Consider the following 26432-nt stretch of genomic DNA (forward strand, 5'->3'; position numbering starts at 1 on the left):
GGTGGGGAAACGGCTCCTCGATCGAGCTGTGGACAGCCGGGTGGGCTGTGGAGAGCCGGACAATCATGCGGTGGATGTGTTATGACGCGGGCGAGTACCCGTACTCCCGTGGGATCCACTCCAACCACTGACCGTGCGGGCCGGTGCGGGCCAGGACCTCGACGGTGGCCCGGCCGCCTCGCCACACGACCAGCGTGAGCAGCCCCACCGCGAGCACCCCGCGCGGTCCGGCCTCGGCAGGACGCGTGGTGAACAGCTCCGCCCCGGACTGCGAGGCCTCGTTGAGCACCACGGTGAGGTCGTGGCGTGCCCCGAAGTCGGCCAGCACACCGGCGAGGCGGCGTTGGTCGGCGGCGGAGAGGTACGTGAGCGCGTTGGAGCTGAAGACGCAGGGCACCGCGTTCTCATCCACTTTGGACAGTACGTCGGGCAGCGCGGCCACCATGTCGCCGGCCACCAGGCGCGGGCGAGTGGCCGCCACCTCGGCCAGCGCCGCGTCGAGGCGGGTCAGCCGCTCCGTTTGCTCGGGCCACACGCACGCCCGCAGCCACTCGGTGGCGAGCGGGTCGGCAGCGTCCACAGGGGACAGATCGATGCCCACCCGGTCGGCCACCGTCAGCTCGGCCGCGGCCGGCGACGGCCACCGCCCGCCCCGTACCTCGCAGGTCAGCGTCAGCCCGCCCGCTGGCCCGTACGACTCCACGCGGGCGCCGTCGCGGTACTCGCAGGCGTACCGGTCGCTGATCAACAGCAGTCCCGCGCTGGTGCCGAGTTCGACGAGCGCCAGTGGGCGGCCGGCGATCTCGCTTGCCCGGCCGAAGGCCGGCCGCAACAGTGCCGCACGCCGCGCCTCGTTCGTCTGGGTCGTCCTGGTCGCGCAGAGCGCGGTCAGCGCGTCGCGGTGCGCGGCCACGAGGTCGGCCAGCGCCGCCGGCAGCCCGCTGTCCACACCGCGCGAGCCACCGAGCGTCGGCAGGTACGTGGCCAGCGGGTGATCGCGCGCCACCGTGCGGAGCAGGTACTGCACCGCGGCGAAGAAGAGGATCGCGCGGCGCTGGTCCGGCGGGGCGGCCAGGAGTGGTGCGCCGAGTTCGGGGCGGTTGGCGACGGCGGTGGAGAGGTGCTCGTACCGCTCCGAGTGGCCGGCGAACTCATTGCGCGCGAAATGCAGGAACATCCGGGAAAGTGAGCGCGCCTCGGCCGGTGTCATGCCGGGATCCTGCCCGCCCGCGAGGCGTGACACAGCGACGCCGATCACAGGCATTTGCCTGCTTTGCGAAGGTGGCCTTATCGCGGCGGGTCGCATACGGTGCGGCCGTGGACGCACAACGGAACGCCCCCGACCAGGCAGATCGCAACTGGTACGACCGTCGACACGGTGAGCCGGAGTGGGAGGGGTACCGGCTGCCCGGGCCGCGTGGGGCAGCGGACGAGCTGGAGGCCGACCCGCTGACGGGCGGCTCGTACGCCGCGCCTCCCCCCGTGTACGACCAGCAGAGTGGCTACGACCCGCTGGGTGGGCGGGCGATCGAGGTGCCGGCGTACAACGTGTCGCCCTCCGCGTCCACCTACGGCGGGCCGTCGTCGGTGTCGCCCGCGCCCGCGGTGCCGTCCGTGCCGCCGGCGCCCGCCTACGAGGTGGCGCCCCCGCCGTACGAGGCGACGCAGGCGAACGTGTCGCCGCCTGTGTACGAGGCGCCGCCGGTGCCCGACCAGAGCCGGGCGGGGGCGCCGCCGGAGCAGAGCCGGGCGTTCGAGCAGCCGACCGGACCGATGCCCGCCGTGGCGCCGCGCCCCGCCGAGGGCCCGCCGATCGAGACCCAGCGCTTCCACACCGAGGCCATCGACCGGGCCGCGCTGCGCCGTCCTCCAGGGCCTCCAGCAGATGGGGTATACCGGACGAAGCGGCCCGCTGCGGGCATCATCTTCGGGGTACTCGCGCTGGTCTTCGAGATCCCGGCGCTGCGCCTGCTCGCGGACGCCGCGATCGGCGGGCCGGTGGTGGCCTCCGGCGTGGTGGCCGGGACCTTCATGGTGGCGGGGCTGCCGCTGGTGGCAGTGGGGCTGTACGCGCTTGTCACAGGCGCAAACCGGCTGCCGAGCGACGGTGGTGGCGGCGCACAGGCGTGGCTGCGGACGCCGACCGCCTACCTGCCGGTGGGGCTCGTACTGCTGGTCGCGGCCGCGCTCGCCACCTGACGCCCAGTCAGCCGGTCGCGGCCTCGGCTCTCCGCCCATTGGCTCGGCGGCTTGGCTATCAGGAGCAGCGCGGAGGGTTCATCCATCGGTCGGCAGGGCTTGGGTCGTGGCCGCGTTGGAGGCGGCGAAGGTGGGTGCCCGGCGCAAAGGGGCGGCCGCTGCCTCAAACATGGGCACACGGGAGAGTCGCGGCGGCGTCGGGCGGAGACGCGCGGCGTTGTCGCCGTTCCGGCTGGGCTGGTGGGGCGCGATGCCGGAGTTGCCGTGCGTGGGACAGGTGGGTCAGAAGGGCCGTTGATGTGACCGCTTAGCGCACGGTAGGACAGCAGGCGTGGGGCGTGGTCGGGCCGTGCGCGCCGCAGGGGGCAGGTGGTGCCGAGCGGGCGGTAGGGGATCCTGGACCGGCTCGTGGTCGGGTCCCCCGTGCGGCCGCTGGCTTCGAAGTGTTCAGCGAGGATCAGCGCCTCGCCGCACGCAGCTCACCGACCCAGACACGGACACGGCGGGATGCTCCGCTGCCCGCTGCCCGCTGCCCGCTGCCCGCTGCCCGCTGCCCGCTGCCCGCCGTCCGCCGCAGGGCCGCCTGCCGCCCGTCCGCCGCAGGGCCGCGTGCGGCCCGCGGGCCCGTCGCCCACGGGGCCGGCTGCCACAGCAGCCTGCGGGCCGCCACGGCAAGGCCGCCAGCGGCCCACCTCGGCAGGCCTGCCTGCCGAACGGCCCGCTGCCCGCTGCCCGCTGCCCGTGCACGGCAAGGCCGTCCTGCCGCCCGGACCTGGCGAGCCCGCCTGCCGAGCAGGGCACCGCCACCTGCTGCTCGCCAAGCCCGCCAGCACAGCCTGCCCATCCGCCGGTTCCGTCGCCTGCCAGGCCCGCCGAAGCCGGCCCGTTGGCGCCGAGCCTTTCGCTGACGCGCGTCGGCCCAAGCCCGCCAGCCCCGACCAGCGAAGCCGTCCAAGCAGCACCGGCCCGCCAGACCCGCAACGGTCGTCGAGCGCCGAGCCCGCCAACGGCGAAGCCCGCACTACGGTCGTCGAGCGCCGAGTCCGCAGGGGCCTGCGTCGGAGCACCAGCTCACCGGCCGGCCCACCGCCGAAGGGGAGGGCCAGCCCGCCCGGCGACCGAGCGGAGTGGGGCGTACACTGGTCGACTGGCGACCGCCTCAAGGCGGCCGACCTCGCGCGCCCTCCCCACGGCTTCGTCCATGGGGCGACGGTCCCCTGGTCCCGATGCATTTCGGGCCCACCCTGGCCGGCGACCAGGCGCCAGGACGCCTGACCGACCGGTTTGGCGTGACAACCAGGGAAGATACGAGGAGCACCCCACCATGGCCGTAGTGACCATGCGCCAGCTGCTGGAGAGCGGTGTCCACTTCGGGCACCAGACTCGCCGCTGGAATCCGAAGATGAAGCGGTTCATCTTCACCGAGCGCAACGGCATCTACATCATCGACCTGCGCCAGACGCTCGACTACATCGAGAAGGCCTACGACTTCGTCCGCAACACGGTGGCCGAGGGCGGCAGCATCCTCTTCGTCGGCACCAAGAAGCAGGCCCAGGAGGCGATCGCCGAGCAGGCGACGCGGGTCGGCCAGCCCTACGTCAACCACCGGTGGCTGGGCGGCATGCTGACCAACTTCCAGACGGTGTACAAGCGGCTGCAGCGGATGAAGGAGCTCGAGTCGCTCGACCTGACCGGCACCGCCGCGGGGTACACGAAGAAGGAGACCCTGCAGCTGTCCCGCGAGAAGGACAAGCTGAGCCGCACGCTCGGTGGTCTGCGCGACATGCAGAAGGTGCCGGCGGCGATCTGGGTGGTCGACACCAAGAAGGAGCACATCGCCGTTGACGAGGCCCGCAAGCTGGGTATCCCGGTGATCGCGGTGCTCGACACCAACTGCGACCCGGACGAGGTCGACTTCCCGATCCCGGGCAACGACGACGCGATCCGTTCGGCCGAGCTGCTGACCAAGGTCGTGGCCACGGCGGTCGCCGACGGCCTGATCGCCCGTTCCGGCCGTGCGACCCGTAGCGGTGCCGAGGAGAAGCCGCAGCCCGGTGTGGTCGGCGCCGACGAGCCGCTGCCCGAGTGGGAGCGCGAGCTGCTCGAGGACACCGAGAAGAAGGCGGACGAGCCGGTGCCGGCCGCGGCCGCCGCCGAGCCGGCGCCCGCCGCTGCCGAGTAGGACCGCAAGCCAGTCGACCACCACGACCTAAAGAGAGAGTCATGGCCAACTTCACCGCCGCGGACGTCAAGAAGCTCCGCGACCTCACTGGCGCCGGCATGATGGACGCCAAGAAGGCGCTCGACGAGGCGGAGGGCGACTTCGACAAGGCCGTCGAGGTCCTGCGCATCAAGGGCGCCAAGGACGTGGGCAAGCGGGCCGGGCGCACTGCCGCCAACGGCCTCGTGGCCCACTCCGGCAAGGCGCTGCTGGAGCTCAACTGTGAGACCGACTTCGTCGCCAAGAACGCCGACTTCATCGCGCTCGCGCAGCGCCTGGTCGAGCACGGCGACCGGGAGCAGCTGACCAGCACCGAGGCGCTGCTCTCCGCCACGCTGGAGGACGGCCAGACGGTCGCCGACGCGGTGCAGGACCTGTCCGCCAAGATCGGCGAAAAGCTGGTGCTCAACCGCTACGGCGTGCTCGACGGTGCCGTCGCGGTCTACCTGCACCGCAAGAGCCAGGACCTGCCGCCGGCCGTCGGCGTGCTGGTCTCGTACACCGGCAAGAGCGACGAGGCGGGCGACGCCGACGCGCGTGGCGTCGCGATGCAGATCGCGGCGATGCGCCCGAAGTACCTCGCCCGCGAGGAGGTGCCGGCCGACGTCGTGGAGTCCGAGCGCCGTATCGCCGAGCAGACCGCGCGCGAGGAGGGCAAGCCGGAGGCGGCGCTGCCCAAGATCGTCGATGGTCGGGTGAACGCGTTCTTCAAGGACTTCGTCCTGCTGGAGCAGGCGTCGGTCGCCGACAACAAGAAGTCGGTCAAGCAGGTGCTGGCCGAGGCCGGCATCGAGGTGACCCGCTTCCTGCGCTTCGAGGTCGGCCAGGCCTGAGCGGCTGAGCAGCCTCTGCCCGGACCCGGGCAGAGGAGGCTCGGGACACGACCCGGGCGAGGACGCCCGGCGCGTGACCCGGGCGGGGCCGGATACAAAACGATCGAACAAGTCGAGGAGGCCGCTGGTGGACGTGATTGTCGCCACGGCCTCCCTGACTGTGGCCGGTGCCCCACCTGGGCCGCGGTGCGCGCAGGCGGGCCGCCTCGCGGGCACGAGATCCACCGGCCAGACTCTTGTCACGTAGTGTGAGCGGCAGCGCCGGCGATGCCGGGGCGATGCGAAAGAGCACCATGTGCACGATGTGCACCACAGGCACCAGCAGCACCACGCGCGACACAGCCAACGACGGCGGAGGGCGGATCGGATGACGCAGACGGTGGCGGGCGAGACCGCGGCGATCGACGATCCGACAGCGCCGCCCCCCGGGCGTTCACGCCGGGTGGTGCTCAAACTTTCCGGTGAGGTCTTCGGCGGCGGCGCCGTCGGCGTCGACCCTGACGTGGTGCAGGCGGTGGCCCGGCAGATCGCCACGGTCGTACGCCGGGGCGTGCAGGTCTCGGTGGTGGTCGGTGGCGGAAACTTCTTCCGCGGCGCCGAGCTGCAGAAGCGTGGCATGGATCGCGCGCGCGCCGACTACATGGGCATGCTCGGCACGGTGATGAACTGCCTCGCCCTCCAGGACTTCCTGGAGAAGGAGGGCATCGAGACGCGGGTGCAGACGGCGATCACCATGGCCCAGGTCGCCGAGCCGTACATCCCGCTGCGCGCCATCCGCCACCTGGAGAAGGGGCGGGTCGTGATCTTCGGCGCCGGCGCCGGCATGCCGTACTTCTCCACCGACACCGTCGCCGCCCAGCGGGCCCTCGAGATCCGCGCCGACGTGGTGCTGATGAGCAAGAACGGCGTGGATGGCGTCTACACCGCCGACCCCCGCACCGACCCCACCGCTGTGAAGCTCGACGCGATCACCTTCGACGAGACGCTGCGCCGGGGCCTGCGGGTCGCCGACGCCGCCGCGTTCAGCCTGTGCCGCGACAACGGGCTGCCGATGCTGGTCTTCGGCGCGGAGGGTGACGACACGATCGTCAAGGCCGTCGGCGGCGAGCGCATCGGCACCCTGATCACTGCTAACTAGCTAGAAGGGAGGCGACGGGGCAGGTGATCGACGACACCCTCCTCGAGGCCGAGGAAAAGATGGAGCGCGCGGTCGAGCACGCCAAGGAGGAGTTCGCGGCGATCCGCACCGGGCGGGCCAACGCGGCGATGTTCTCCAAGATCATCATTGACTACTACGGCAGCCCCACGCCGCTGACCCAGATGGCCTCGGTGGGCACCCCCGAGCCACGGATGGCGATCATCAAGCCGTACGACGCGTCGCAGCTCGGCGCGATGGAAAAGGCGATCCGCGACTCCGACCTGGGCGTCAACCCCAACAACGAGGGCACGCAGCTGCGCATCCTGCTCCCGCAGATGACCGAGGAGCGTCGCCGCGACATGATCAAGGTCGCCCGCCACAAGGGCGAGGAGGCCAAGGTCGCGATCCGCAACGTGCGCCGCAAGGCCAAGGAAGAGCTGGACCGCATCGTCAAAGACGGCGAGGCCGGCGAAGACGAGGGTCGCCGTGCCGAGAAGGATCTCGACGACACCACCCACCGGTACGTGACCCATATCGACGAGCTCGTGAAGCACAAGGAAACAGAGCTTCTCGAGGTCTGATGTCGCAACTCGACCCCTACGGCAACCAGACACCCCATCGGGCGCCCGATACCTGGGCGCCGGATCCCTGGCTGGACCAGCCCGGACGCGAGCCGGGCGACGACTGGCCGCCGCGCAACGGGCATGTCGATGAGCCGTACACGGGGTCGGGCGACCTGTCGTACCGCGAGGGCGAGGCCGAGACCGCGGCGTACCCGCAGGTGCAGCCGCGACCGCAAGCGGCGGCGGAGCCGGAGGCTGAGCCGGTGCGGCCACGACGGCCGGGTCCGGGAAAGCGGCGGGCGGGCAAGTCGTCCGGCCGGGCGGGCCGCAACCTGCCCGCGGCCATCGGCGTGGGCGTCACGCTGGGCGCGGTGGTGGTCGCGTCACTGTTCGTGTGGCGCGAGGCGTTTCTCGGTGTGATCGCCGTCGCGGTCGCCGTCGCGGTCTGGGAGATGAGCCGCGCGGTGCGCGCCGTGGGCGCGCATCCGCCGGCGCTGCCACTCGCCGCCGGGAGCCTGGTCACGGTCGGCATGACCTGGTACGCCGGTGAGGACGCGCTCTTCCTCGGCTTCCTGGTCACCTTGCTGGCGGCGCTCGTGTGGCGGCTCGCCGACGGTCTCGCCGGCTACGGCCGGGACGCGGCGGCGGCCACGCTCATCGCGGTTTACGTGCCATTCCTGGGCGGCTTCGCCGCTCTGCTCGCGGCGCCCGACGACGGCGCGCGGCGCGTGATCGTCACACTCGCCGCCGTGGTGCTCTCCGACACCGGGGGGTACGCGGCCGGCGTCTTCTTCGGCAAGCACGCGATGGCGCCCACCATCAGCCCCAAGAAGTCGTGGGAAGGGCTGGCCGGCTCGCTGGTGGCGACGGCCGTGGGAAGCGCGATCCTTCTCTACCTGCTGCTGGACGTGGAGCCGTGGTGGGGCGCCGTGTTCGGCCTGGCGCTCTCCGTGGCATCGGTGCTGGGCGATCTGGCCGAGTCGATGCTCAAGCGCGACCTCGGCGTCAAGGACATGAGCAACCTCCTGCCTGGCCACGGCGGCCTGATGGACCGGTTGGACTCCGTACTCTTCGCACTGCCGACCGCATACCTGCTGCTGGCCGTCTTCGCCTGACACGAGTCCGCGTCTGATGCGGGCGCATGGGAGACTGGACGAGCTATGACGAGCCTGCCCGTAGTCCCGCTCAGTCCCGCCGCCGCGGGGCGCCGCCCGGCGCTGCCCCCACGGCACCTCGCAGACCTCGACCTCGCCGGCCGGCAGGCGCTGGTGGCGGAGTTGGGCGAGCCGGCGTTCCGGGCCAAGCAGCTCTCCACGCACTACTTCGGCCGCCTGGTGCGCGACCCGGAGCGGATGACCGACCTGCCCGCGGCGAGCCGCGAGCGGCTGGCCGATGCGCTGATGCCGCAGCTGCTCACGCCGGTGCGCGAGATGGCCTGCGACGACGGCGCCACTCGAAAGGCGCTGTGGCGGCTGCACGACGGCTCGCTGGTGGAGAGCGTGCTGATGGGCTACCCCGACCGGGTCACCGTGTGCATCTCCAGCCAGGCCGGCTGCGGCATGGCCTGCCCGTTCTGTGCCACCGGGCAGGCCGGCCTCACGCGCAACCTCTCGACCGCCGAGATCGTCGACCAGGCTGTCTACCTGGCGGGCGTGGCCGCCTCCGGCGCGGTGGCCGGCTCGCCGCCGCGGTTGTCGCACGTGGTGTTCATGGGCATGGGCGAGCCCTTGGCCAACTACTCTCGGGTCGTCGACGCGGTGCGACGGCTGTGCGCGCCGGCGCCGGAAGGGCTCGGCCTCTCCCAGCGTCATGTGACGGTCTCCACGGTCGGGTTGGTGCCGGCGATGCGTAGGCTGGCGGGAGAGGGACTCTCCGTAACCCTTGCGCTGTCGTTGCACGCGCCCGATGATGAGCTGCGCGACGAACTCGTGCCCGTCAACCAACGCTGGAAGGTCGCTGAGGTGCTGGACGCCGCGTGGGACTACGCCTCCCGCACGGGTCGCCGCGTGTCTGTCGAATACGCGATGATCAGGGATGTGAACGACCAGCCGTGGCGAGCCGACCTGCTGGGACGGTTGCTCGCCGGCCGGCTGGCCCACGTGAATCTCATCCCGCTCAACCCCACACCAGGCAGCCGGTGGGACGCGAGTCCCAAGCCGGTCGAGCGGGAGTTCGTCCGGCGGTTGCGCGAGGCCGGCGTTTCGACCACAGTGCGTGACACGCGGGGTCGGGAGATCGACGGCGCGTGCGGTCAGCTGGCCGCCAGCGAGACCGCCAGCGCGGACGGAAGGTGACATAGGTGGCTAGTCAGGGTCAGCGGTTCCGGCGCCGGGCGCTGCGTCGCGGTTACAAGGTCGACGAGGTCGACACCTTCCTCGACCGTGTGGAGGCGACCCTGGCGGGCGACCCAGTGGGAGCACCAGTCGCCTCGCAGGAGGTCCACGACGTCGTCTTCCGCGTCCGCTTCGGCGGCTACGACGAGTGGCAGGTCGACCTCCACCTCGACCGCGTCGAGCGGCAGCTCGCCGAGCTGGAGGAGCGGGGTGGATACGGGCGAGGTCCCGGTGACCGCGTGGGCCCGCCCGACCGTCTCGCCGCCGCCGATCGCATCGGTCCGCCCGACCGGCTGGGTCCGCCGGATCGCATAGGTCCGCCGGATCGCATAGGTCCGCCGGATCGCATGGGTCCGCCCGACCGCATGGGCGGCGGCCCTGGCCCGATGACCGAGCGGATCGGCCCGCCGCTGCGCGACGACCGCATGCCCCCCTCCGGCCCGCCCATGCCCCAGCGCCCGATGCCGGCGCAGGCGGGTCCGGGCCGCGACCCATACGGGCGCTACGAGGAGCAGGGCTACGAGCAGGGCGGATACGAGCAGGGCGGTGGCGGCTACGGCGGTGGCTTCGACGGCCCGCCCGGCCGCGGTGGCTTCGACGGTCCGCCGCCACGGCGCGACGGTTTCGACGGCCCGCCCGCGCGGGGTGGTTTCGACGGTCCGCCGCCGCGGCGTGAGGGTTTCGACGGCCCGCCGACCGGTGGCTTCCCCGCACCTCCCGGTGGCTTCGGCGGCCAGGACCGCTTCGGTGGCCCGCCCGACGACCGGTTCGGCGGCGAAGACCGCTTCGACGGCTTCGCCGAGCCCGGCCGCCACGGCAAGGCCGACATGACCGCCGAGATCCGGCTGGGCGGCCCCCCGATGGGCGGCCCCCCGCCCACCATGCCGGGGCTGCCGCCTGAGCTTCAGCGCATCGACCAGCTGCGGCGGGGCTTCCAGGTCCGGCGCTTCGGCAGCGGCTACGACCCGGTGCAGGTCGACCGCCTCTTCGAGGGCATCCTCAACGGTGCGACCGGCCGCGGCCCGATGCCGATGAGCCCCAACGAGATCGACCGGGCGCAGTTCGGCCTGGTGCCGGGCGGCTACTTCGAGGCCGAGGTGGACGCCGCGCTCAAGGAGGTCAAGGACATCCTGCGCGGGCAGTGAGCCCTCTGTCTCGGCTCGACTTGGCGCCGCATTGGCGTGAGCCGTACAAGGTTCAAGATCTAGACGAAGATCTATTTGGGCTACCGCGATGCCCGCCGCGCTCCAGACCGCCGCTCCCGCGGCCTCGCACTCCGCGTCCACAAGACCCCGTGCCCCTGCGGTCCGCGGGCCTTGCTTCGCTTGGACGTCCGCTATCCGGACGCGGACCGCTTCCTGTCGGGAAGCACAGCAGAACGGCCGCGCACAGGGCCACCACCTGCCACCCCATTCGGCCGACCTGGCTCATGGAGATCCTTGCGGTAGTAGCCGCTCCGAGGCGTGAGCCGGACACGACGGCGGGACTGGAAGCGGGCAGCACACCGTGACCGGTGACTGGGCAAACCATCCCCGTCAGGCTGGCGGGTTGTGAGCCGCGGAGGGTGCGGCTGCGGGAGCGGCGGCCCGGACCACGACGCACGTCGCGGCAGCTCAAATGAATGATCGTCTGGCCCTGACGCGAGCCGGCGGACTTCCTGGATCCCGTGGCGGCGCAGGTCGGTCACGAGTCCGACGCCGGGCCTCACCGGGTCGGGGGGAGGAAAGCGCTAGGAGCGGAGCCCGTTGCGGCGCAGCACCACGTCGCCGATCAGGGCGAGGGCGATGCCCGCGGCGAAGAGGATCAGGAAGATGTCTTCGATGCGGCCCGTGTGGTTGCCGATCAGCATGGAGAGCAGCACCAGGATCGTGGCCACCGCCCCGATGCGGGACGCCTTGCGCCCGCCCGGCTTGCGCTGGTCGGGTGAGGTCACCGGCTCGCTTCCCGCCATCGTTGGTCCTTCCCTCGATCAGATCCGGCCCTAGTCTGGCACGTCCGGATCACGGCGCCGCGAGCGCCCTCGTCCGGAGCCGTGCGAGCGCTCTCGGTGGGACCGGGGGTCTTGCGCGCGTCGGAGGAGCGGTGCCGGTAGCGTCGGTACGTAATCCTCGAGTGGCTGGACTGGAGGCAGTGCCGTGCGAGTTACGGGTACGGGGCACGCGAGCATGCGGATCGACACGGCCGCGGGCAGCATCCTGTGCGACCCGTGGGTCAACCCGGCGTACTTCGCCTCGTGGTTCCCCTTCCCCGACAACTCCCAGCTCGACTGGGAGAGCCTCGGGCAGACCGACTACCTGTACGTCTCCCACCTGCACCGGGACCACTTCGACGCCGATCACCTCAAGCGCTTCATCTCGAAGAAGGCGACGGTGCTGCTGCCGGAGTACCCGACGAGCGAGCTGGAAGACGAGCTGCGCGAGCTGGGCTTCACCAGCTTCATCGAGACGAAGACCAACGAGGTGCTGGAGCTCGACGGCGGCCTCAAGGTGATGATCCAGGCGCTGACGTCGCCGACGGACGGGCCGATCGGCGACTCGTCGCTCTGGGTCGAGTACGACGGGGTGCGGCTGCTCAACCAGAACGACGCCCGTCCCACCGACCTGTCGACGTTCGCCGAGCTGGGGCACGTGCACGCGCACATGCTCCAGTTTTCCGGCGCGATCTGGTATCCGATGGTGTACGAGCTGCCGCAGGCGGCGAAGACCGCGTTCGGCAAGCAGAAGCGCGACCGGCAGTTTGACCGGACGTTCCGCTACATCGACGACCTCAAGGCATCGCACGTCTTTCCGATCGCCGGGCCGCCGTGCTTCCTCGACGACGAGCTGTGGCAGTTCAACGACATCTTCGGCGACGAGGGCAACATCTTCCCCGACCAGTCGGTCTTCATGCGGGAGTACGCCAAGGTCGGCGGAGACAACGCCATCGTGCTGCTGCCGGGCTCGGTTTCCGAGGTCACCGCCGAGTCGTGCACCACGACGCATCCGACCGACGTCGACCAGTTCTTCGCCAACAAGAAGTCCCACCTGGAGGAGATGCGGGAGCGCAAGCGCCCGGTCATCGAGGCGGCCAAGGCGTCGTGGCGGCATCCCGAGATCGACGTGCTCAAGGAGATGAAGCGGGTCGTCGAGCCGCTGCTCGACGAGTCGATCTACCTGGCCAAGGGCGTGGGCGGGCCGGTGCGCTTCGACCTGGTCGGCTACGACGGCGAGTCGGTCGAGTCGATCGTGGTGGACTTCCCCGGCAAGCAGGTCCGCCCGTACGGCGACGAGAAGGTCCGCTACCGCTTCCGCACCGACCGGGCCCTGATCGAGCACCTGCTCCACATCGGCGAGGTCGACTGGGTCAACTCGCTCTTCCTCTCCTGCCGCTTCTCGGCGGCCCGCATCGGCCAGTACAACGAGTTCGTCTACGCGTTTTTCAAGTGCCTGTCCGAGGAGCGGTTGCAGTACGCCGAGGGCTGGTACGACGAGCACTTCCAGAACGCCGACAAGGAGGACGTCCGCCTGGGCGAGTGGGTCGTGCAGCGGCGGTGTCCGCACCTGAAGGCCGACCTGACCCGCTTCGGAGTCGTGGAGGGCAACCAGCTCACCTGCCAGCTGCACGGCTGGAAGTTCGACCTGGCCAGCGGGCGTTGCCTGACCAGCGTGGGGCACCAGATCCGGGCCAGCAAGGCGCCGGCGACCGCCGACCGATCGGAGTAACGGTCTCCCGATCTTGACTGCCCTGAGGTGCAAAAGGGACATTTAGTCCCGCCTCGGGAGGGCAGGTGAGGGCCGTGCTCGGTCTTGTCGCCGTGTTGATGACGGTCGTGGTGCCGCTGTCGGCGCCCGCGACACCAGCGAGACCCGCACCGGGCGCGGAGGCATCACCCGCGCCGGCGCCCGCCCCCTTGGCCGGCGACGACGTCTACATCGCCGTCCCCACCTGCCCGCCGGCCACGCCGGACCCGTCTCCGTCGCCGTCGGACTCCCCGTCTCCATCCCCGTCTCTGTCGCCGTCGGGGAGCGCGTCGCCGACCTCGCCGGCAGAGTGACGCGGCGCTGCCGCGAGTCAGGCCACGGCGAGGTCGCGGAGGATGCGCTGGGCCGCGTTGTGGCCGGCCGCGCCGATCACGCTGCCGGCCGGGAAGCAGCCGGCGCTGCCCGCGTACACGCCGTCGACGCCGGTCGCGTACGGCATGCGGTCGGTGAACGAGACCGTGTTGTCGACGTGGTGGATGTGCCCGCCGGTGATGCCGAAGTGCCGCTCGATCCCGGCCGGCGTGAGCGGGAACGAGTCGGCCACGAGCGTGGAGGTGCCGGGCGCGTACGAGTCGCAGATGGACAGTAGATGCTCCACATAGGAGGACAGCTCGGCGTCCGTGACGGTGGCCGGCACCGACTGCACGAACAGCGCCGACGAGTGGTGGCCGCCCTCGTCGCGCAGGGACGGGTCGACGGTCGTGTGCACGTACCACTCGATGGTCGGCTCGGCGGGCAGCCGGCCCGCCACCACCTCTGTCCACATCGCACGGAGCGAGGCCATCGGCGAGTCGTGGTAGGGCAGCAGGTGGATCGTCGCGCCGAACGGGCTCGGCGCCTCGCGCGGCAGGCAGGGGAAGCGGGGCAGCCCGGAGAGCGCCATGTTTACCTTGAGCGTGGTGCCGGGGCGGCGGACCTCCGCCATCCGCGCGGTCAGCTCCGCCGGCAGCGCGCCGTCGGGCAGCAGCTCGATCAGCCGGTACGGGTCACACGCGCCGAGCACCACCTTCGCGCGCACCGCCCGCCCGTCTTCCAGCACCACACCGGAAGCCGCGCCGCCGTCGAGGGCGATCTCCTTCACGCGGGTACCGGTGAGGAGCTTGGCCCCGGCGGCACGCGCGGCGTCGGCGAAGGTCCGCGAGACCGTGCCCATCCCTCCCTTGGCGATCATCCAGGTGCCGTCCGAGCCGGGGAGCCGGCACATGTTGTGTGCCAGGAAGTTGTGGCCGGTGCCGGGGTCGTCGGGGCCGGCGTTGAGCCCGGAGAGGCCGTCGGTGACCGCGTACATCGAGACGAGCAGCTCCGACCGGAAGTCGAAGCGGGCCAGGTAGTCGGCGACCGAGCCGCGTACCAGGTCGATGAAGACCTGGCGGAGCGCGGGCCGGATGTAGCGGTCGGCGGTCTCCTCGACGGGCAGTGGCTCCGCCAGCCACGCCGGCCCCAGGTCGTCGCGGAGCGCGCCGATCTCCGCCTGCATCGCGTCGTCGGCCGCCACGTCCTCGGGCGAGAAGAACCGCGCCATCTGCGCGCGGGTCGCCGCGCGGTCGGTGCCGAAGAGCAGGTAGGCGTCGCCGCGCGTGGGCAGGAAGTAGTGCGGGTCGCGGCGCAGCACGGGGATCTCCACGTCGAGCGCCTTGAGCAGCTCGGGGGGCATGAGCCCGAGCAGGTACGACCCGGTGGAGTGGCCGAGCCCGGGCACCTTCGGAAACGGACGCTCGGTGCGGGCCGCGCCGCCCAGCACGTCGGCCGCCTCCAGCACGACCACGTCGAGGCCGGCCCGGGCCAGCAGCACCGCCGAGACGAGCCCGTTGTGTCCGGCTCCGACAATCACCACGTCCGCACGTTCAGGCAACATCCCTACCTCGCTCCGTCGCTCGGCGCTCATCCACCGTCGTGCTCTGGGTCCGTAGCCTCGCGACTCCCGCTTATCCCTACCTCGCTCCGTCGCTCGGCGCTCATCCACCGTCGTGCTCTGGGTCCGTAGCCTCGCGACTCCCGCTTATCCCTACCTCGCTCCGTCGCTCGGCGCGCTCCCGCCCATGCCTGGCAAGGTTAGTCGGGCAGCGCGCCAACCTGGCTCAGGAATTGGACGATCTCCGCTTCGAAGAGCGCCTCGGGATCGGTCAGCGCCCACCGCAACTGGTGGAAGACCTCCATCGCGACCAGGCCGTAGAGCCGGGCCCAGCCGGACAGGAAGGTGTACGCCACCTCGATCGGCAGGTCGCCGTGGGCGGCCTGGAGCGGCCCGAGGTGGGGGCCGAGACGTTCGAGCATGTACTCGCGCGGCGGCGTGGGCCACGGCTTGCGCTGCCACAGCTTGAGAAACGCGTCCAGGTAGGGCTGGCCGAGGTCGGCGCCCGGGTCGTCCGGCAGGCACTCCAGGCCGAGTTCGCCGACGCCGGGGACCGGTGCGCCGAAGACCAGGCCGAACTCCACCGGTTTGGCGACCGCCCAGGCCCGGTAGGCGCGGGCCATCGCGACGAGCTGGCGGCCCGGGTCGTCGCCGGCCGCCGCGCTGGCCGCCGCCACCACGTCGGCGACCTCGCGCATAAGATCCTCGGCGAGCGCGACGACCAGCGCCTCGAGGCTGGGGAAGTAGCGGTAGATGGCCGGTGCGGTCATGCCCATGTCGCGGGCGATCGCGCGCAGTGAGATGGCCTGCGGCCCGCCGGCGACGAGCAGTTTGCGCGCCCCCTCCTTGATTTCTGAGACGGTGGCCGAGCGCAGGCGTTCGCGACGGGACGGTGACGTAGCCGTCATAACCGCGAACCCCCTTGACGCTTAAAAACAGCGATTGCGATAGTAAACATCGTTTACCTGACTGATTGGCTATTACAGCCTAACGGTTGTGGCAATGGGGGTATGGCACATGTTCGCGTGGTGGGGGAGGGCCGTCGTCCGGCTGCGCTGGGGCGTGCTGGCGGCCGCGGCGGTGCTGGTCGTGGTGGGCGCGACCTGGGGCGCGGGGGTCTTCGGCAAGGTGACCGGCGGGGGCTTCGAAGACCCCGCCAGCGAGTCGACCAAGGCCCGCGAACGGATCATCGCCGAACTCGGCAGTCAGGACGTCGATATCCTCGTCCTGTATTCCAGCGACACCGCCACGGTCGACCAGCCGGCCTTCCGCGACCCGGTCACCACCACGCTCGCCGCGCTCCGCGCGCGGCCCGAGGTGGCGAGCGTGACCAGTTGGTACGACACGCAGGCGCCCAACCTCGTCTCGGCCGACCGCCACGCGACGTACGCGGCGGTGCGACTGCGGGCCATCGAGCCGGACGAGAAGACCGCCGCGTTCGAGGATCTCGAGCCGGCTCTGGACGCGCCCGGCCTGACCACGGAGGCGGGCGGCATGGTGCCGCTCTTCTACGAGGCCAACCACCAGACCGAGCGGGACCTGATCCGCGCCGAGACGCTTTCGCTGCCGGTACTCCTGGTGCTGCTCATCGTGATCTTCGGTGGGCTTGTCGCGGCGGGCATGCCACTGCTGATCGGCGGGCTGGCGATCCTCGGGGCGTTCGTGGCGATCCGGCTGCTCACGCTCGCCACCGACGTCTCGGTATTCGCGATCAACGTGATCACGCTGCTCGGCCTCGGCATGGCGATCGACTACGCGCTGTTCGTGGTGAGCCGCTTCCGCGAGGAGTTGGCCGCCGGGCACGACACGACAGCCGCGATCCAGCGCACGATGACCACCGCGGGGCGCACCGTCATGGTCTCCGGCCTCACGATCGCGCTCGCGCTGGCCAGCCTGCTGATCTATCCACAGGTGTTCCTCCGCTCGATCGGATTCGGCGGCGTGGCGGCCGTACTCGTGGCGATGCTCGGTGCGCTGACCGTGCTGCCCGCGCTGCTCGCCGTGCTCGGCCCGCGGGTCAACGCGCTGCGCGTACCCCGTCCGTGGCGCCGCCGCAGCACGGGCGCGGAGGGGGCCGGCTGGGCCCGCGTGGCCCGCAGCGTGATGCGCCGCCCCTGGCTGTACGCGGTCGGCGTGGTCGCGATCCTCGCCGTCTTCGCGATCCCCGCCGCGCGGATGGAGTTCGGCGGCTTCGACGAGCGGGTACTGCCGGCCGGCAGCGAGCCGCGCGTGGTCGCCGACCGGATCGCGGCAGACTTCCCGGACAGCTCGGTGGGGCCGATCGAGGTGCTGGTCACCGGCGTACCGGCAGCCGAGGCGCAGCAGTTCGCCCAGCGGGTCGGTGAGCTGGCCGGCGTGACCGAGGTGCTGGTCACCGCCAACCAGGACGAGTCCACGCTGCTGTCCGCGACGTACCGCGGCGAGCCCACCGGCGACGTCGCCCAGGACGCGGTGCGCGCGATCCGCGACCTGCCCGCGCCGGACGGCGGCGAGGTGCTGGTCGGCGGGCGTACCGCCACCGACCTCGACCTGATGTCCAGCCTCGCCTCGCGGCTGCCGTGGATGGCCCTGATCATGGCGTCCGCCACGCTGGTGCTGCTCTTCCTGGCGTTCGGCTCGGTGTTACTGCCGATCAAGGCGGTGCTGATGAACCTCGTCTCGATCGGCGCCTCGTTCGGCGTGGTGGTCTGGATCTTCCAGGACGGTCACCTCGCCGACCTGCTGGGCTTCACGCCGACCGGCTTCATCGAGCCGAGCAATCCGATCCTCATGCTCGCCGTCCTCTTCGGACTCGCCACCGACTACGAGGTGTTCCTCCTGTCCCGCGTACGCGAGGAGTGGGACCGCACCGGCGACAACACGGCGTCGGTGGCGCACGGGCTGGCGCGTACCGGCCGCATCATCACCGCCGCCGCGATGCTGCTCATCGTCGTGGTGGCGGGCTTCGCGACCGGCGGCATCATGTTCATCAAGCTGATCGGGATCGGCATGATCGTGGCGATCGTGGTGGACGCGACGCTGGTCCGCGCGCTGCTGGTGCCCGCCACCATGCGCCTGCTCGGCCGCTGGAACTGGTGGGCGCCCGGCCCGCTCGGCCGCGTCTACAGCAGGTACGGCCTGCGCGAGAGCGACCCCGCCGAGCCCGCCCGGGAACGGGAACCCGCCGTCCACCTCTGATGGGGTCCTTACACCACTACGCTTGACGCTGCACGATGCGATGCTCCGGAGGGGGTGGAGTAAATGGCACAACCCGCGTCGTTCGACTGGCTGGCAAAGGTCAACAACCGGCCGTGGACCGCACAACTCGCCATGGAGCTCCTGCCCGGAAACAACGGTCCGAAGATCGAAGTGTTTCGTGGGAGCGTCGTCGTGACGCCGCACGCCGGGTTTGATCACCAGGCGATCGAGCGGGAGCTCGCCTATCCATTGCATCGCGCGGCGCGGCGAGCGGGCCTGTGGTGCTACGCCGAGCTGGTCGAAGCGGAGTAGTAGCACCGGGGGGCGGCGGGGCGGGGCGCGGGCTGCTACCGTGCCGCCCCGTGCGTATCGAGTTCGCCGTCGCCCGGGCGTCCACCGCGCCATCGCCACGAACGGAGGAGGTGGCGGCCACCGAAGCGGTACCCAGCCGCCTCCGGCCGCCTGCCCCCGGTGGGCACTGGGAGAGAATGGCCCGGTGAGTTCTTCCCGCGACATCGTCCTGCTCGGGTCGACCGGCTCGATCGGCACGCAGGCCATCGACATCGTGCGGCGCAACCCCGACCGGTTTCGGGTCGTGGCCGTCGGTGCCGGCGGTGGCAATGTGGAGCAGCTCGCCGCGCAGGCGCTGGAGCTGGGCGTCGAGGCGGTGGGCGTGGCCAAGGCGTCGGCCGCGCAGGACCTGCAGCTCGCGTTCTACGCCGAGGCGTCCCGCCGCGGATACGCCACCGGCGACTTCCGCATCCCCAAGATCCTGGCCGGCCCCGCCGCGATGACCGAGCTGGCCGAGTGGCCGTGCGACGTGGTGCTCAACGGCGTGGTCGGCTCCCTGGGGCTGGCTCCTACGCTCGCCGCTCTGCACGCGGGTCGTACCCTCGCGTTGGCAAACAAGGAGTCGCTGGTGGCCGGCGGCCCGCTGGTCAGGGCCGCGGTGACGCGGCCGGGGCAGATCGTGCCGGTGGATTCCGAGCATTCGGCGCTGGCGCAGTGCCTGCGCGGCGGCTCGGCCGGCGAGGTGCGGCGGCTGGTGCTGACGGCGAGCGGTGGGGCGTTTCGGGGGCGGCGGCGCGAGGAGCTGACCGACGTGACGCCCGAGCAGGCGCTGGCCCATCCGACGTGGAACATGGGGCCGGTCGTCACCATCAACACGGCCACGCTTGTCAACAAGGGCCTCGAAGTGATCGAGGCGCACGAGCTCTTCGGGATCGGGTACGACGCGATCGAGGTCATGGTGCACCCGCAGTCCGTGATCCACTCGATGGTGGAGTTCGTGGACGGCTCGACGATCGCCCAGGCCAGCCCGCCCGACATGCGCCTGCCGATCGCGCTCGCGCTCGGCTGGCCCGACCGCGTGGCCGACGCCGCGCCCGCGGTCGACTGGACCAGGGCGCACACGTGGGAGTTCGCGCCGCTCGACGACGCGGCCTTCCCGGCGGTGCGGCTGGCCAAGGAGGCGGGCGCGGCGGGGTGCTGCCGCCCGGCCGTCTACAACGCGGCTAACGAGGAGTGCGTGGCCGCCTTCGTCGCCGGCCGGCTGCCATTCCTCGGGATGGTTGAAACGCTCGAACGTGTACTGGACGAGGCTCCTGACTTCGCCGAACCAGGTACCGTCGAGGACGTGCTTGCGGCGGAGGCATGGGCGCGCGCACACGCTTTGCGGATCATCGGTGAAGGAGCTTGATGGAGATCTTCGGGATCCTCCTGTTCGCGCTGGGTATCTTCATCTCCGTCGCCCTCCACGAAGCCGGACATATGGGTACGGCACGGATGTTCGGCATGAAGGTCACGCGCTTCTTCGTGGGTTTCGGACCGACGCTGTTCGCGTTCCGCCGCAAAGAGACCGAGTACGGGCTGAAGGCGATCCCGGCCGGCGCCTTCGTGAAGATCGTCGGGATGACGCCGCAGGACGACGACGTGGCGCCAGAGGACCAGCCGCGCGCGATGTGGCGCTACCCGGTGTGGAAGCGCACGGTCGTGATGAGCGCCGGATCGATCACGCACTTCGCGTTGGGCGTGCTGATCCTGTGGGGGCTCTTCTCGTTCGTGCCGCTCAACGACCAGTCCAAGCTCCAGAGCCAGCCGGTGACGATCAGCAGCGTCTCGCCGTGTGTCGAGGAGCGGTGGAGCGTCGACCCGGCCACGCAGCGTGAGCGCGCGTGCGAGCCGGGCGTCGACCCCGACAGCGCCGCGGTCCGGCTCGGCCTCCAGCCCGGCGACACCATCACCGCCCTCAACGGGCAGGAGGTCCGCGGCTGGGACGCGCTCACCGCCATGATCCGCGCCTCCGGGGGCCAGCAGGTCAGCATCACGTACGACCGGGAGGGCGCGACCCAGACGCAGTCCATCACGCTGCCGGTCGCCGAGCGGGTCAAGCAGCAGGTCATCCGCGACGACCCCGACCGTTCGGCCACCGACATCACCCCCGCTGACCTGGAAAAGGTGGGCATGCTCGGCATCACGCCGGTCATCCCCCGCACCACCGCCGGCCCGATCGACGGTGTCGGCCGGGCGGTCGAGCAGACGGGCGTGATGTTCGAGGGCACGTTCAGCGCGCTCAAGCGCTTCCCGGAGAAGGTGCCGGCGCTGTGGGCCGCGCTGACCGGTGACGAGCGCGACCCGGAGACGCCGATCAGCGTGGTGGGCGCCAGCCGGATCGGCGGCGAGCTCTTCGACCGGGGCGAGTGGCCCACGTTCATCCTGCTGCTGGCCGCGCTCAACTTCTTCATCGGCATCTTCAACCTGCTGCCGCTGCTCCCGCTCGACGGCGGACACATCGCGATCGCCTGGTTCGAGAAGGTCCGCTCGTGGCTGTACGCCCGGCTCGGCCGCCCCGACCCGGGCCGCGTCGACTACTTCAAGCTCATGCCGGTCACCTACGTGGTGATTCTGATCTTCGGCGGCTTCACCCTGCTGACGGTTGCCGCCGATATCGTCAACCCGATCCAGCTGCCCTTCTGAAGGTGATCTTCCTGTGAGCGCGAGCAGTGAGTGTGGAGCGCGGAGGTCTGTCCGCGAGCCCGGTCACGAAAGGTGGCACGGTGAGCGCGAGGAGTGAGCTTCGGCGGCTCGGTGCGGTGCGTGGAGGTATGCCCGCGAGCCTCGTAGTCGCAAACGAAAGGTGGGTGCTGTGAGCGCCGTTTCTTTGGGCATGCCGGCGGTGCCGCCGCCGCCCCTGGCGGAACGCCGTAAGTCGCGGCAGGTCATGGTGGGCTCGGTGCCGGTGGGCGGGGGTGCGCCGGTGTCGGTGCAGTCGATGACCACCACGCTCACCGCGGACGTCAACGCGACCCTCCAGCAGATCGCCGAGCTCACCGCCGCGGGCTGCCAGATCGTGCGGGTCGCGGTGCCCTCCGCCGACGACGTGGAGGCTCTGCCGGCCATCGCGAAGAAGTCCGGCATCCCGGTCATCGCCGATATCCACTTCCAGCCGAAGTACGTCTTCGCCGCGATCGACGCCGGCTGCGCCGCGGTGCGGGTCAACCCCGGCAACATCAAGGCATTCGACGACAAGGTCGCCGAGATCGCGCGCGCGGCCGCCGACGCCAACGTACCGATCCGGATCGGCGTCAACGCCGGCTCGCTCGACAAGCGGCTGCTCGCCAAGTACGGCAAGGCGACCGCCGAGGCGCTGGTCGAGTCGGCGCTGTGGGAGTGCTCGCTCTTCGAGGAGCATGGCTTCCGCGACATCAAGATCTCGGTCAAGCACAACGACCCGGTCGTGATGGTGCGGGCCTACCGCCAGCTCGCCGAGCAGTGCGACTACCCGCTGCACCTGGGCGTGACCGAGGCCGGCCCGGCGTTCCAGGGCACGGTGAAGTCGGCGGTCGCGTTCGGCGCGCTGCTGGCCGAGGGCATCGGCGACACCATCCGGGTATCGCTCTCCGCGCCGCCGGTCGAGGAGATCAAGGTCGGCAACGCGATCCTCGAGGCGTTGGGGCTCCGCGAGCGTGGCTTGGAGATCGTCTCCTGCCCGTCGTGCGGCCGCGCTCAGGTCGACGTGTACACGCTCGCCGAGCAGGTCACCGCCGGACTGGAGGGCCTGCCGGTGCCGCTGCGGGTCGCCGTGATGGGCTGTGTGGTCAACGGCCCCGGCGAGGCGCGCGAGGCCGACCTGGGCGTCGCTTCGGGCAACGGCAAGGGTCAGATCTTCGTCAAGGGCCAGGTCATCAAGACCGTGCCGGAGTCGCAGATCGTGGAGACGCTGATCGAAGAGGCGCTCCGGCTGGCCGACTCGATGGGCGCCGAGCTGCCCGAGGAGCTGCGCAACGTCGTGGGCCCGACGGTCACTGTCCACTGAGGAGTGACGCTGGTCCTCGAGGCGCCCTCCGGTGCCTTTCTCGGCCTCCGGGCATGGGTGGGCCACTGTTCAGCGGACGGTGCGGGGCGTAAGGCCGGATCCGTGGGCGGTTACGCCGGGCTGGGCCTGCGGCGCCCGACGCAAGGCCCGAAGACACAACCGGGCGGAAGGCCACCTTCGTGGCCCTCCGCCCGCCCCCGAAAGAGCCCTGCCGGCCCAGTCGCACGCCTCGAAGACCTCTGACAAAATCCCTGATTTTGCTGCTACCTCCGCGCGGGATAGCAGCAAAACCGGGGATTTTGCTGCTACGTCCCGCCGCGGTGCGGGTCAGTTGGACTCGGCCAGGATGGCGTACAGCTTGCGCTTGGTCTCGTCGAGCACCTCAAGCGCGCGCTGGCGCTGCTCGGGCGTGCCGTTGAAACCGACCTGGCGCAGCGCGTTCATGATGCCGAAGGCGGCGTCGCGGAAGTCCTGTGCCTGCGAGACAGTGTCGTCGGCGAACTCCTGCCACGGCGGCGCCTCAGCCGCGCGGGCAGCCTCTTCGCGGCCGGCCTCGGTGAGTGCGAAGCGCTTGCGGCCCTCGCCGGTCTCGGCGACGATCAGCCCCTCGTCCTCGAGTAGCTGGAGCGTCGGGTAGACCGAGCCGGGGCTCGGGCGCCAGATGCCGCCGGTGCGGCTCTCCAGCTCGCGGATCATCTCGTAGCCGTGCATCGGGCGCTCGGCGAGCAGGGCGAGCACGGCGGCTCGCACGTTTTGCCGGCGGCCGCCACGGCCCCGTCCATGCCGGTGGCCGTGCTCGTGGCCCCAGCCACCGCCCCAGCCGCCGCCGAATCCGAACCCGCGCATGCGGGCCTCGTGCAGCTCTTCGAAACCTCTGCGGAATCCCATGGTGCTTCCCCCTGTGATGGTGCTCTTCGTTCTGTCGTTGATAGCTCGACGATATATCGGTAACGTATCGGCGACAAGGGGTACCACCGACATGTGATGCGGGCCAAAAAGGGCCCGGCCGGTCCGATGGGGGACCGGCCGGGCGGAGAGTGTGGGAGGTTCAGGCGGTGCCGAGCACCGCCAGGCCGGGCAGCGCCCGGTCGCTGTAGTCGAAGAGCGCCTGGTTCTCCCAGCCGTTGCCGGACGAGGGGTTGGTCGGGTCCCAGCCGTTGCCGTTCACCGCGGTCCAGGTCGGCTCCCAGTAGAAGACCCCAAGACCCCGACCATTGGGTACGGCCTTGACCACGTTGATCACGGCGCGCAGTGCGTCGGCCTGGCCCTGCGGGGTCGCGGGGTAGCCGCCCGCCTGCTGGAGCGAGGAGTTGAAGATGTTCGGCTCGCTGTCGTCGGCGGCGAGCGTGAAGCCGTACGCGGTCTCGGCCACCACGATCGGCTTGCCGTAGCGGGAGGCGAGGTCGTTGATGTTGGCCTGGAGGCTGGACGTCGAGCCGTGCCAGTAGATGTAGTGCGACACCCCGATCACGTCGAACGGCACGCCGCGGCTCACCGCCTGGTCGAACCACCACCGGTGCTGGCTGTTGTTGCCGCCCTCGGCGAGGTGGAGCATCACCTGGGTCGACGAGTTGACCGCCTTGACCGCGTTGCCGCCGGCGGTGAGCAGCGAGGCGAGGTTGGCCCAGTTGTTCGAGCGCCCGTCCGGCCACAGCATGCCGTCGTTGATCTCGTTGCCCACCTGCACCATGTCGGCCGTGGTGCCCTGTGCGTTCAGCGCGTTGAGCACGTCGTACGTGTGGTCGTACACCGCCTGCCGCAGCGCCGAGAAGGACAGGTTGGCCCACGCCGCGGGCTTGTTCTGCTTGCCGGGGTCGGCCCACGAGTCGGAGTAGTGGAAGTCGACCAGCAGCTTCATGCCCTGCCCCTTGATGCGGCTGGCCATGGTGAGCACGCGGGCCTTGTTGTTGTAGCCGTCGGCCGGGTTGACCCACACCTTGAGCCGCCCGTAGTTCGCGCCGCTCGAACGCAGGATGGTCAGCGCGTCGCGCTGCGTGCCGCCGCTGTCCCGGTACACGCCGCCGCGGTCCTCGCTCTTCTTCAGAGTGGAGACGTCGACGCCGCGGATCTGGAGAGTGCCGCCACCACCGGTCGAGCCGGCGGCGAAGGTGACGTCGTCGAAGCTGGCCCAGTTGCCCGCGTTCGCGTCGGAGAAGAGGCTCACTGTGCACTGTCCATTTGAGACTGTGGTGGTCACGGAGATCTGCGCCCACGCGTCGGTGGCGGGCACCGTGGTCCGCTGCTCGGCGCCGCCGCAGTTCTTGAGGGCGAGGTAGGCGGATCTCTGCCCGCCGCCGGAGCGTACCCACACGCGGGCCGTGTACGAGCCGTTGGCCAGCCCGGTCAGCGTCTGGTAGGTCTCCCACCGGTACGCGCCGGAGGCCCAGTGGGTGAGCCGGAGGCCGGATCGTCCCCCCGACTCGGTGTAGCCGTTGCCGCTCCATCCGCTGAGTCCCGACTCAAAGCCGGTGTTGGTCAATGTGGACGCGGCGACGGCTGGCGCGGTCGGAAGCAACACCAGGGCCGCGACGGCGGCGAGGACGAGCCGCAAGCGCATCAGAACCTCCCGAAGACCCGAAGGGCCGGCAGTGCGCGGCCCGAGTAGTCGAAGACCGCCTGGTTTTCCCAACCGTCGCCGGAGGTGGGGTCGGCCGGGTCCCAGCCGGCGCCGTCCACCGCGGTCCAGGTGGGCTCCCAGTACACGACGCCGAGCGTGCCGGGTACGGCGGCCACCACGTTGAAGATGTCGCGCAGCGCGTCGGCCTGCCCCCGCGGCGTCGCCGGGTAGCCGCCCGCCTGCTCCAGCGAGGCGTTGAAGATGTTCGTCTCGTGGTCGTGCTGTTCGAGGGTGAAGCCGTAGGCCGTCTCGACCACCGCGATCGGCTTGCCGTACCGGGCGGAGAGGTCGAAGAGGTTGGCCTGGAGCGCGCCGAGCGGGCCGTGCCAGTAGACGTAGTGCGACACGCCGATGACGTCGAACGGCACGCCGCGGGAGATGGCGTTGTCGAACCACCACACGTGCCCGCCGTTGTTGCCGCCCTCGGCGAGGTGCAGCATGACCTTTGTGGACGGTGAGGCGGCCTTGACCGCGTGGCTGCCGGCGGTGAGGAGCGCGGCGAGGCCGTCCCAGTTGTCCCAGCGGCCGTCCGGCCACAGGAGACCGCCGTTGATCTCGTTGCCGACCTGCGCGATGTCGGCCGGCGTGCCCTGCCGGCGCAGTGCCGAGATCACGTCGTACGTGTGGTCGTACAGCGCCTGGCGCAGCCCGTCGAAGGGCAGGTCGGCCCAGGCCGCCGGCTTGTTCTGCTTGCCCGGGTCGGCCCACGCGTCGGAGTAGTGGAAGTCGATCAGCAGCCGCATGCCCTGCGCCCTGGCCCGCTTCGCCATCGCGAGCACCTGCGCCTTGCTGTTGGAGCCGTCGACCGGGTCGACCCAGACCTTGAGGCGGGTCCAGTTCACTCCGTTGTCGCGGAGGAGGCGCACCGCGTCGCCGCGCTTGCCGCGGTGGTCGCGGTAGACGGCGCCGTGGGCCTCGTTCTTGGCGAGGTGGGAGATGTCGGCGCCCTTGACGCGCACCGGGTCGAGCGCGCCGCGTGTGAGGGTGACGTCGTCGACGTGTGCCCAGCCGGAGGTGGTGGCGAGGCGGATCACGCAGCGGCCGGAGGTGACCCGCGCGTCGACCGCCACCTGCACCCACAGGTCGGCGCCGGTGCGCGGCACGTCGACCCGGCGGTCGGGCCCGCCGCAGTCCAGGCTCGCGGCCGCGGCGCCACCACCGCGGACCCAGAGTCTCAGTGTGTACGCGCCGCGGGCCAGCCCCGAGACCTTCTGCGTGGCCGACGCGGTCGCGGACAGCGTGAGGCGGGAGGCGCCCGCGTGCCCGCCCTCGTCGGCCGAGGCGGTGCCGGTGGTCGCCCAGCCGGCCAGCCCGTCCTCGAATCCAGCGTTGTGCACGCCGCCTCCGGAGGCTCGTGCCTGACCCATCCCCAGGAACCCGCCGACAAGAGTCGCGGACACCGCGACCGCGACCAGTCGGAACACCCTCATAGCCAGCCTCCTGT

At 71.0% G+C, this 26432-nt stretch carries 21 protein-coding genes; 14 read left to right on the top strand and 7 right to left on the bottom strand.

Annotation, left to right across the window (positions count from 1 at the left end; all coding sequences use genetic code 11):
• Positions 1-79: 79 nt before the first annotated feature.
• On the bottom strand, positions 80-1210 hold the full coding sequence (locus ACFFIA_RS21375; RefSeq protein ID WP_377253354.1) for a DUF2332 domain-containing protein: 1131 nt from the start codon (positions 1208-1210) through the stop codon (positions 80-82).
• A gap of 107 nt (positions 1211-1317) precedes the next feature.
• Between ACFFIA_RS21375 and ACFFIA_RS21380 the strand changes: the two genes are divergently transcribed.
• The 8 genes from ACFFIA_RS21380 to ACFFIA_RS21415 all read left to right on the top strand — a co-directional run bounded on the left by ACFFIA_RS21380 (position 1318) and on the right by ACFFIA_RS21415 (position 10432).
• Positions 1318-2199 carry a hypothetical protein gene (locus tag ACFFIA_RS21380; protein ID WP_377253356.1) on the top strand — a complete coding sequence of 294 codons (882 nt, stop codon included), beginning with the start codon at positions 1318-1320 and terminating at the stop codon, positions 2197-2199.
• A gap of 1324 nt (positions 2200-3523) precedes the next feature.
• Positions 3524-4381, top strand: a complete 858-nt coding sequence (gene rpsB / locus ACFFIA_RS21385) for a 30S ribosomal protein S2 (protein WP_377253358.1) — start codon at positions 3524-3526, stop codon at positions 4379-4381.
• A 41-nt stretch (positions 4382-4422) separates the two neighbouring features.
• Positions 4423-5253, top strand: a complete 831-nt coding sequence (gene tsf, locus ACFFIA_RS21390) for a translation elongation factor Ts (RefSeq protein ID WP_377253360.1) — start codon at positions 4423-4425, stop codon at positions 5251-5253.
• 367 nt (positions 5254-5620) lie between these two features.
• On the top strand, positions 5621-6391 hold the full coding sequence (pyrH, locus tag ACFFIA_RS21395; protein ID WP_377253362.1) for a UMP kinase: 771 nt from the start codon (positions 5621-5623) through the stop codon (positions 6389-6391).
• 23 nt (positions 6392-6414) lie between these two features.
• On the top strand, positions 6415-6972 hold the full coding sequence (frr, locus tag ACFFIA_RS21400; protein ID WP_377253364.1) for a ribosome recycling factor: 558 nt from the start codon (positions 6415-6417) through the stop codon (positions 6970-6972).
• Positions 6972-8069, top strand: coding sequence for a phosphatidate cytidylyltransferase (locus tag ACFFIA_RS21405; RefSeq protein WP_377253366.1), 1098 nt, complete (start codon positions 6972-6974; stop codon positions 8067-8069). The genes frr and ACFFIA_RS21405 overlap by 1 nt, the downstream gene beginning before the upstream one ends.
• 45 nt (positions 8070-8114) lie before the next feature.
• Complete coding sequence (gene rlmN, locus ACFFIA_RS21410) at positions 8115-9248, top strand: dual-specificity RNA methyltransferase RlmN (protein WP_377253368.1); 1134 nt, start codon at positions 8115-8117, stop codon at positions 9246-9248.
• Positions 9249-9253: 5 nt separating this feature from the next.
• Positions 9254-10432, top strand: a complete 1179-nt coding sequence (locus tag ACFFIA_RS21415) for a DivIVA domain-containing protein (RefSeq protein WP_377253370.1) — start codon at positions 9254-9256, stop codon at positions 10430-10432.
• A gap of 584 nt (positions 10433-11016) precedes the next feature.
• Here ACFFIA_RS21415 and ACFFIA_RS21420 read toward each other — a convergent pair.
• The gene (locus ACFFIA_RS21420; RefSeq protein WP_377253372.1) at positions 11017-11238 is read right to left on the bottom strand and encodes a DUF2631 domain-containing protein; all 222 of its coding nucleotides are present in this window, start codon (positions 11236-11238) and stop codon (positions 11017-11019) included.
• 184 nt (positions 11239-11422) lie between these two features.
• Between ACFFIA_RS21420 and ACFFIA_RS21425 the strand changes: the two genes are divergently transcribed.
• Positions 11423-12988 carry a Rieske 2Fe-2S domain-containing protein gene (locus ACFFIA_RS21425; protein WP_377253374.1) on the top strand — a complete coding sequence of 522 codons (1566 nt, stop codon included), beginning with the start codon at positions 11423-11425 and terminating at the stop codon, positions 12986-12988.
• Between the two features lie 349 nt (positions 12989-13337).
• On the opposite strand, the gene ACFFIA_RS21430 is transcribed toward ACFFIA_RS21425, so the two are convergent.
• Positions 13338-14882: a phytoene desaturase family protein gene (locus ACFFIA_RS21430; RefSeq protein ID WP_377253376.1), complete on the bottom strand. Its 1545-nt coding sequence runs from the start codon at positions 14880-14882 to the stop codon at positions 13338-13340.
• A gap of 197 nt (positions 14883-15079) precedes the next feature.
• Positions 15080-15787 carry a TetR/AcrR family transcriptional regulator gene (locus tag ACFFIA_RS21435; RefSeq protein WP_377253378.1) on the bottom strand — a complete coding sequence of 236 codons (708 nt, stop codon included), beginning with the start codon at positions 15785-15787 and terminating at the stop codon, positions 15080-15082.
• A 94-nt stretch (positions 15788-15881) separates the two neighbouring features.
• On the opposite strand from ACFFIA_RS21435, the gene ACFFIA_RS21440 reads away from it, so the two are divergent.
• The 5 genes from ACFFIA_RS21440 to ispG all read left to right on the top strand — a co-directional run bounded on the left by ACFFIA_RS21440 (position 15882) and on the right by ispG (position 22371).
• Positions 15882-18056 (top strand): MMPL family transporter, encoded by a 2175-nt coding sequence (locus ACFFIA_RS21440; protein WP_377253399.1) that lies wholly within the window; start codon positions 15882-15884, stop codon positions 18054-18056.
• A 63-nt stretch (positions 18057-18119) separates the two neighbouring features.
• Entirely contained in the window at positions 18120-18368 is a 249-nt protein-coding gene (locus ACFFIA_RS21445; RefSeq protein ID WP_377253380.1) for a PDDEXK family nuclease, read from the top strand.
• Between the two features lie 184 nt (positions 18369-18552).
• Positions 18553-19755, top strand: a complete 1203-nt coding sequence (dxr, locus tag ACFFIA_RS21450) for a 1-deoxy-D-xylulose-5-phosphate reductoisomerase (RefSeq protein ID WP_377253381.1) — start codon at positions 18553-18555, stop codon at positions 19753-19755.
• Positions 19752-21032: a M50 family metallopeptidase gene (locus ACFFIA_RS21455; RefSeq protein WP_377253382.1), complete on the top strand. Its 1281-nt coding sequence runs from the start codon at positions 19752-19754 to the stop codon at positions 21030-21032. Before dxr ends, ACFFIA_RS21455 begins: the two co-directional genes overlap by 4 nt.
• A gap of 169 nt (positions 21033-21201) precedes the next feature.
• Complete coding sequence (ispG, locus tag ACFFIA_RS21460) at positions 21202-22371, top strand: flavodoxin-dependent (E)-4-hydroxy-3-methylbut-2-enyl-diphosphate synthase (RefSeq protein ID WP_377253383.1); 1170 nt, start codon at positions 21202-21204, stop codon at positions 22369-22371.
• Positions 22372-22698: 327 nt separating this feature from the next.
• Here the strand turns inward: ispG and ACFFIA_RS21465 are convergent, their stop codons facing one another.
• From ACFFIA_RS21465 to ACFFIA_RS21475, 3 genes are all read right to left on the bottom strand, one after another.
• Complete coding sequence (locus ACFFIA_RS21465; RefSeq protein ID WP_377253384.1) at positions 22699-23259, bottom strand: PadR family transcriptional regulator; 561 nt, start codon at positions 23257-23259, stop codon at positions 22699-22701.
• Between the two features lie 160 nt (positions 23260-23419).
• Positions 23420-24928, bottom strand: a complete 1509-nt coding sequence (locus ACFFIA_RS21470) for a glycoside hydrolase family 53 protein (RefSeq protein WP_377253385.1) — start codon at positions 24926-24928, stop codon at positions 23420-23422.
• Positions 24928-26418: a glycoside hydrolase family 53 protein gene (locus ACFFIA_RS21475; protein ID WP_377253386.1), complete on the bottom strand. Its 1491-nt coding sequence runs from the start codon at positions 26416-26418 to the stop codon at positions 24928-24930. Before ACFFIA_RS21475 ends, ACFFIA_RS21470 begins: the two co-directional genes overlap by 1 nt.
• Positions 26419-26432 lie beyond the last annotated feature (14 nt).

The organism is Phytohabitans kaempferiae (assembly GCF_042433955.1).
GTDB classification, from domain to species: domain Bacteria; phylum Actinomycetota; class Actinomycetes; order Mycobacteriales; family Micromonosporaceae; genus Phytohabitans; species Phytohabitans kaempferiae.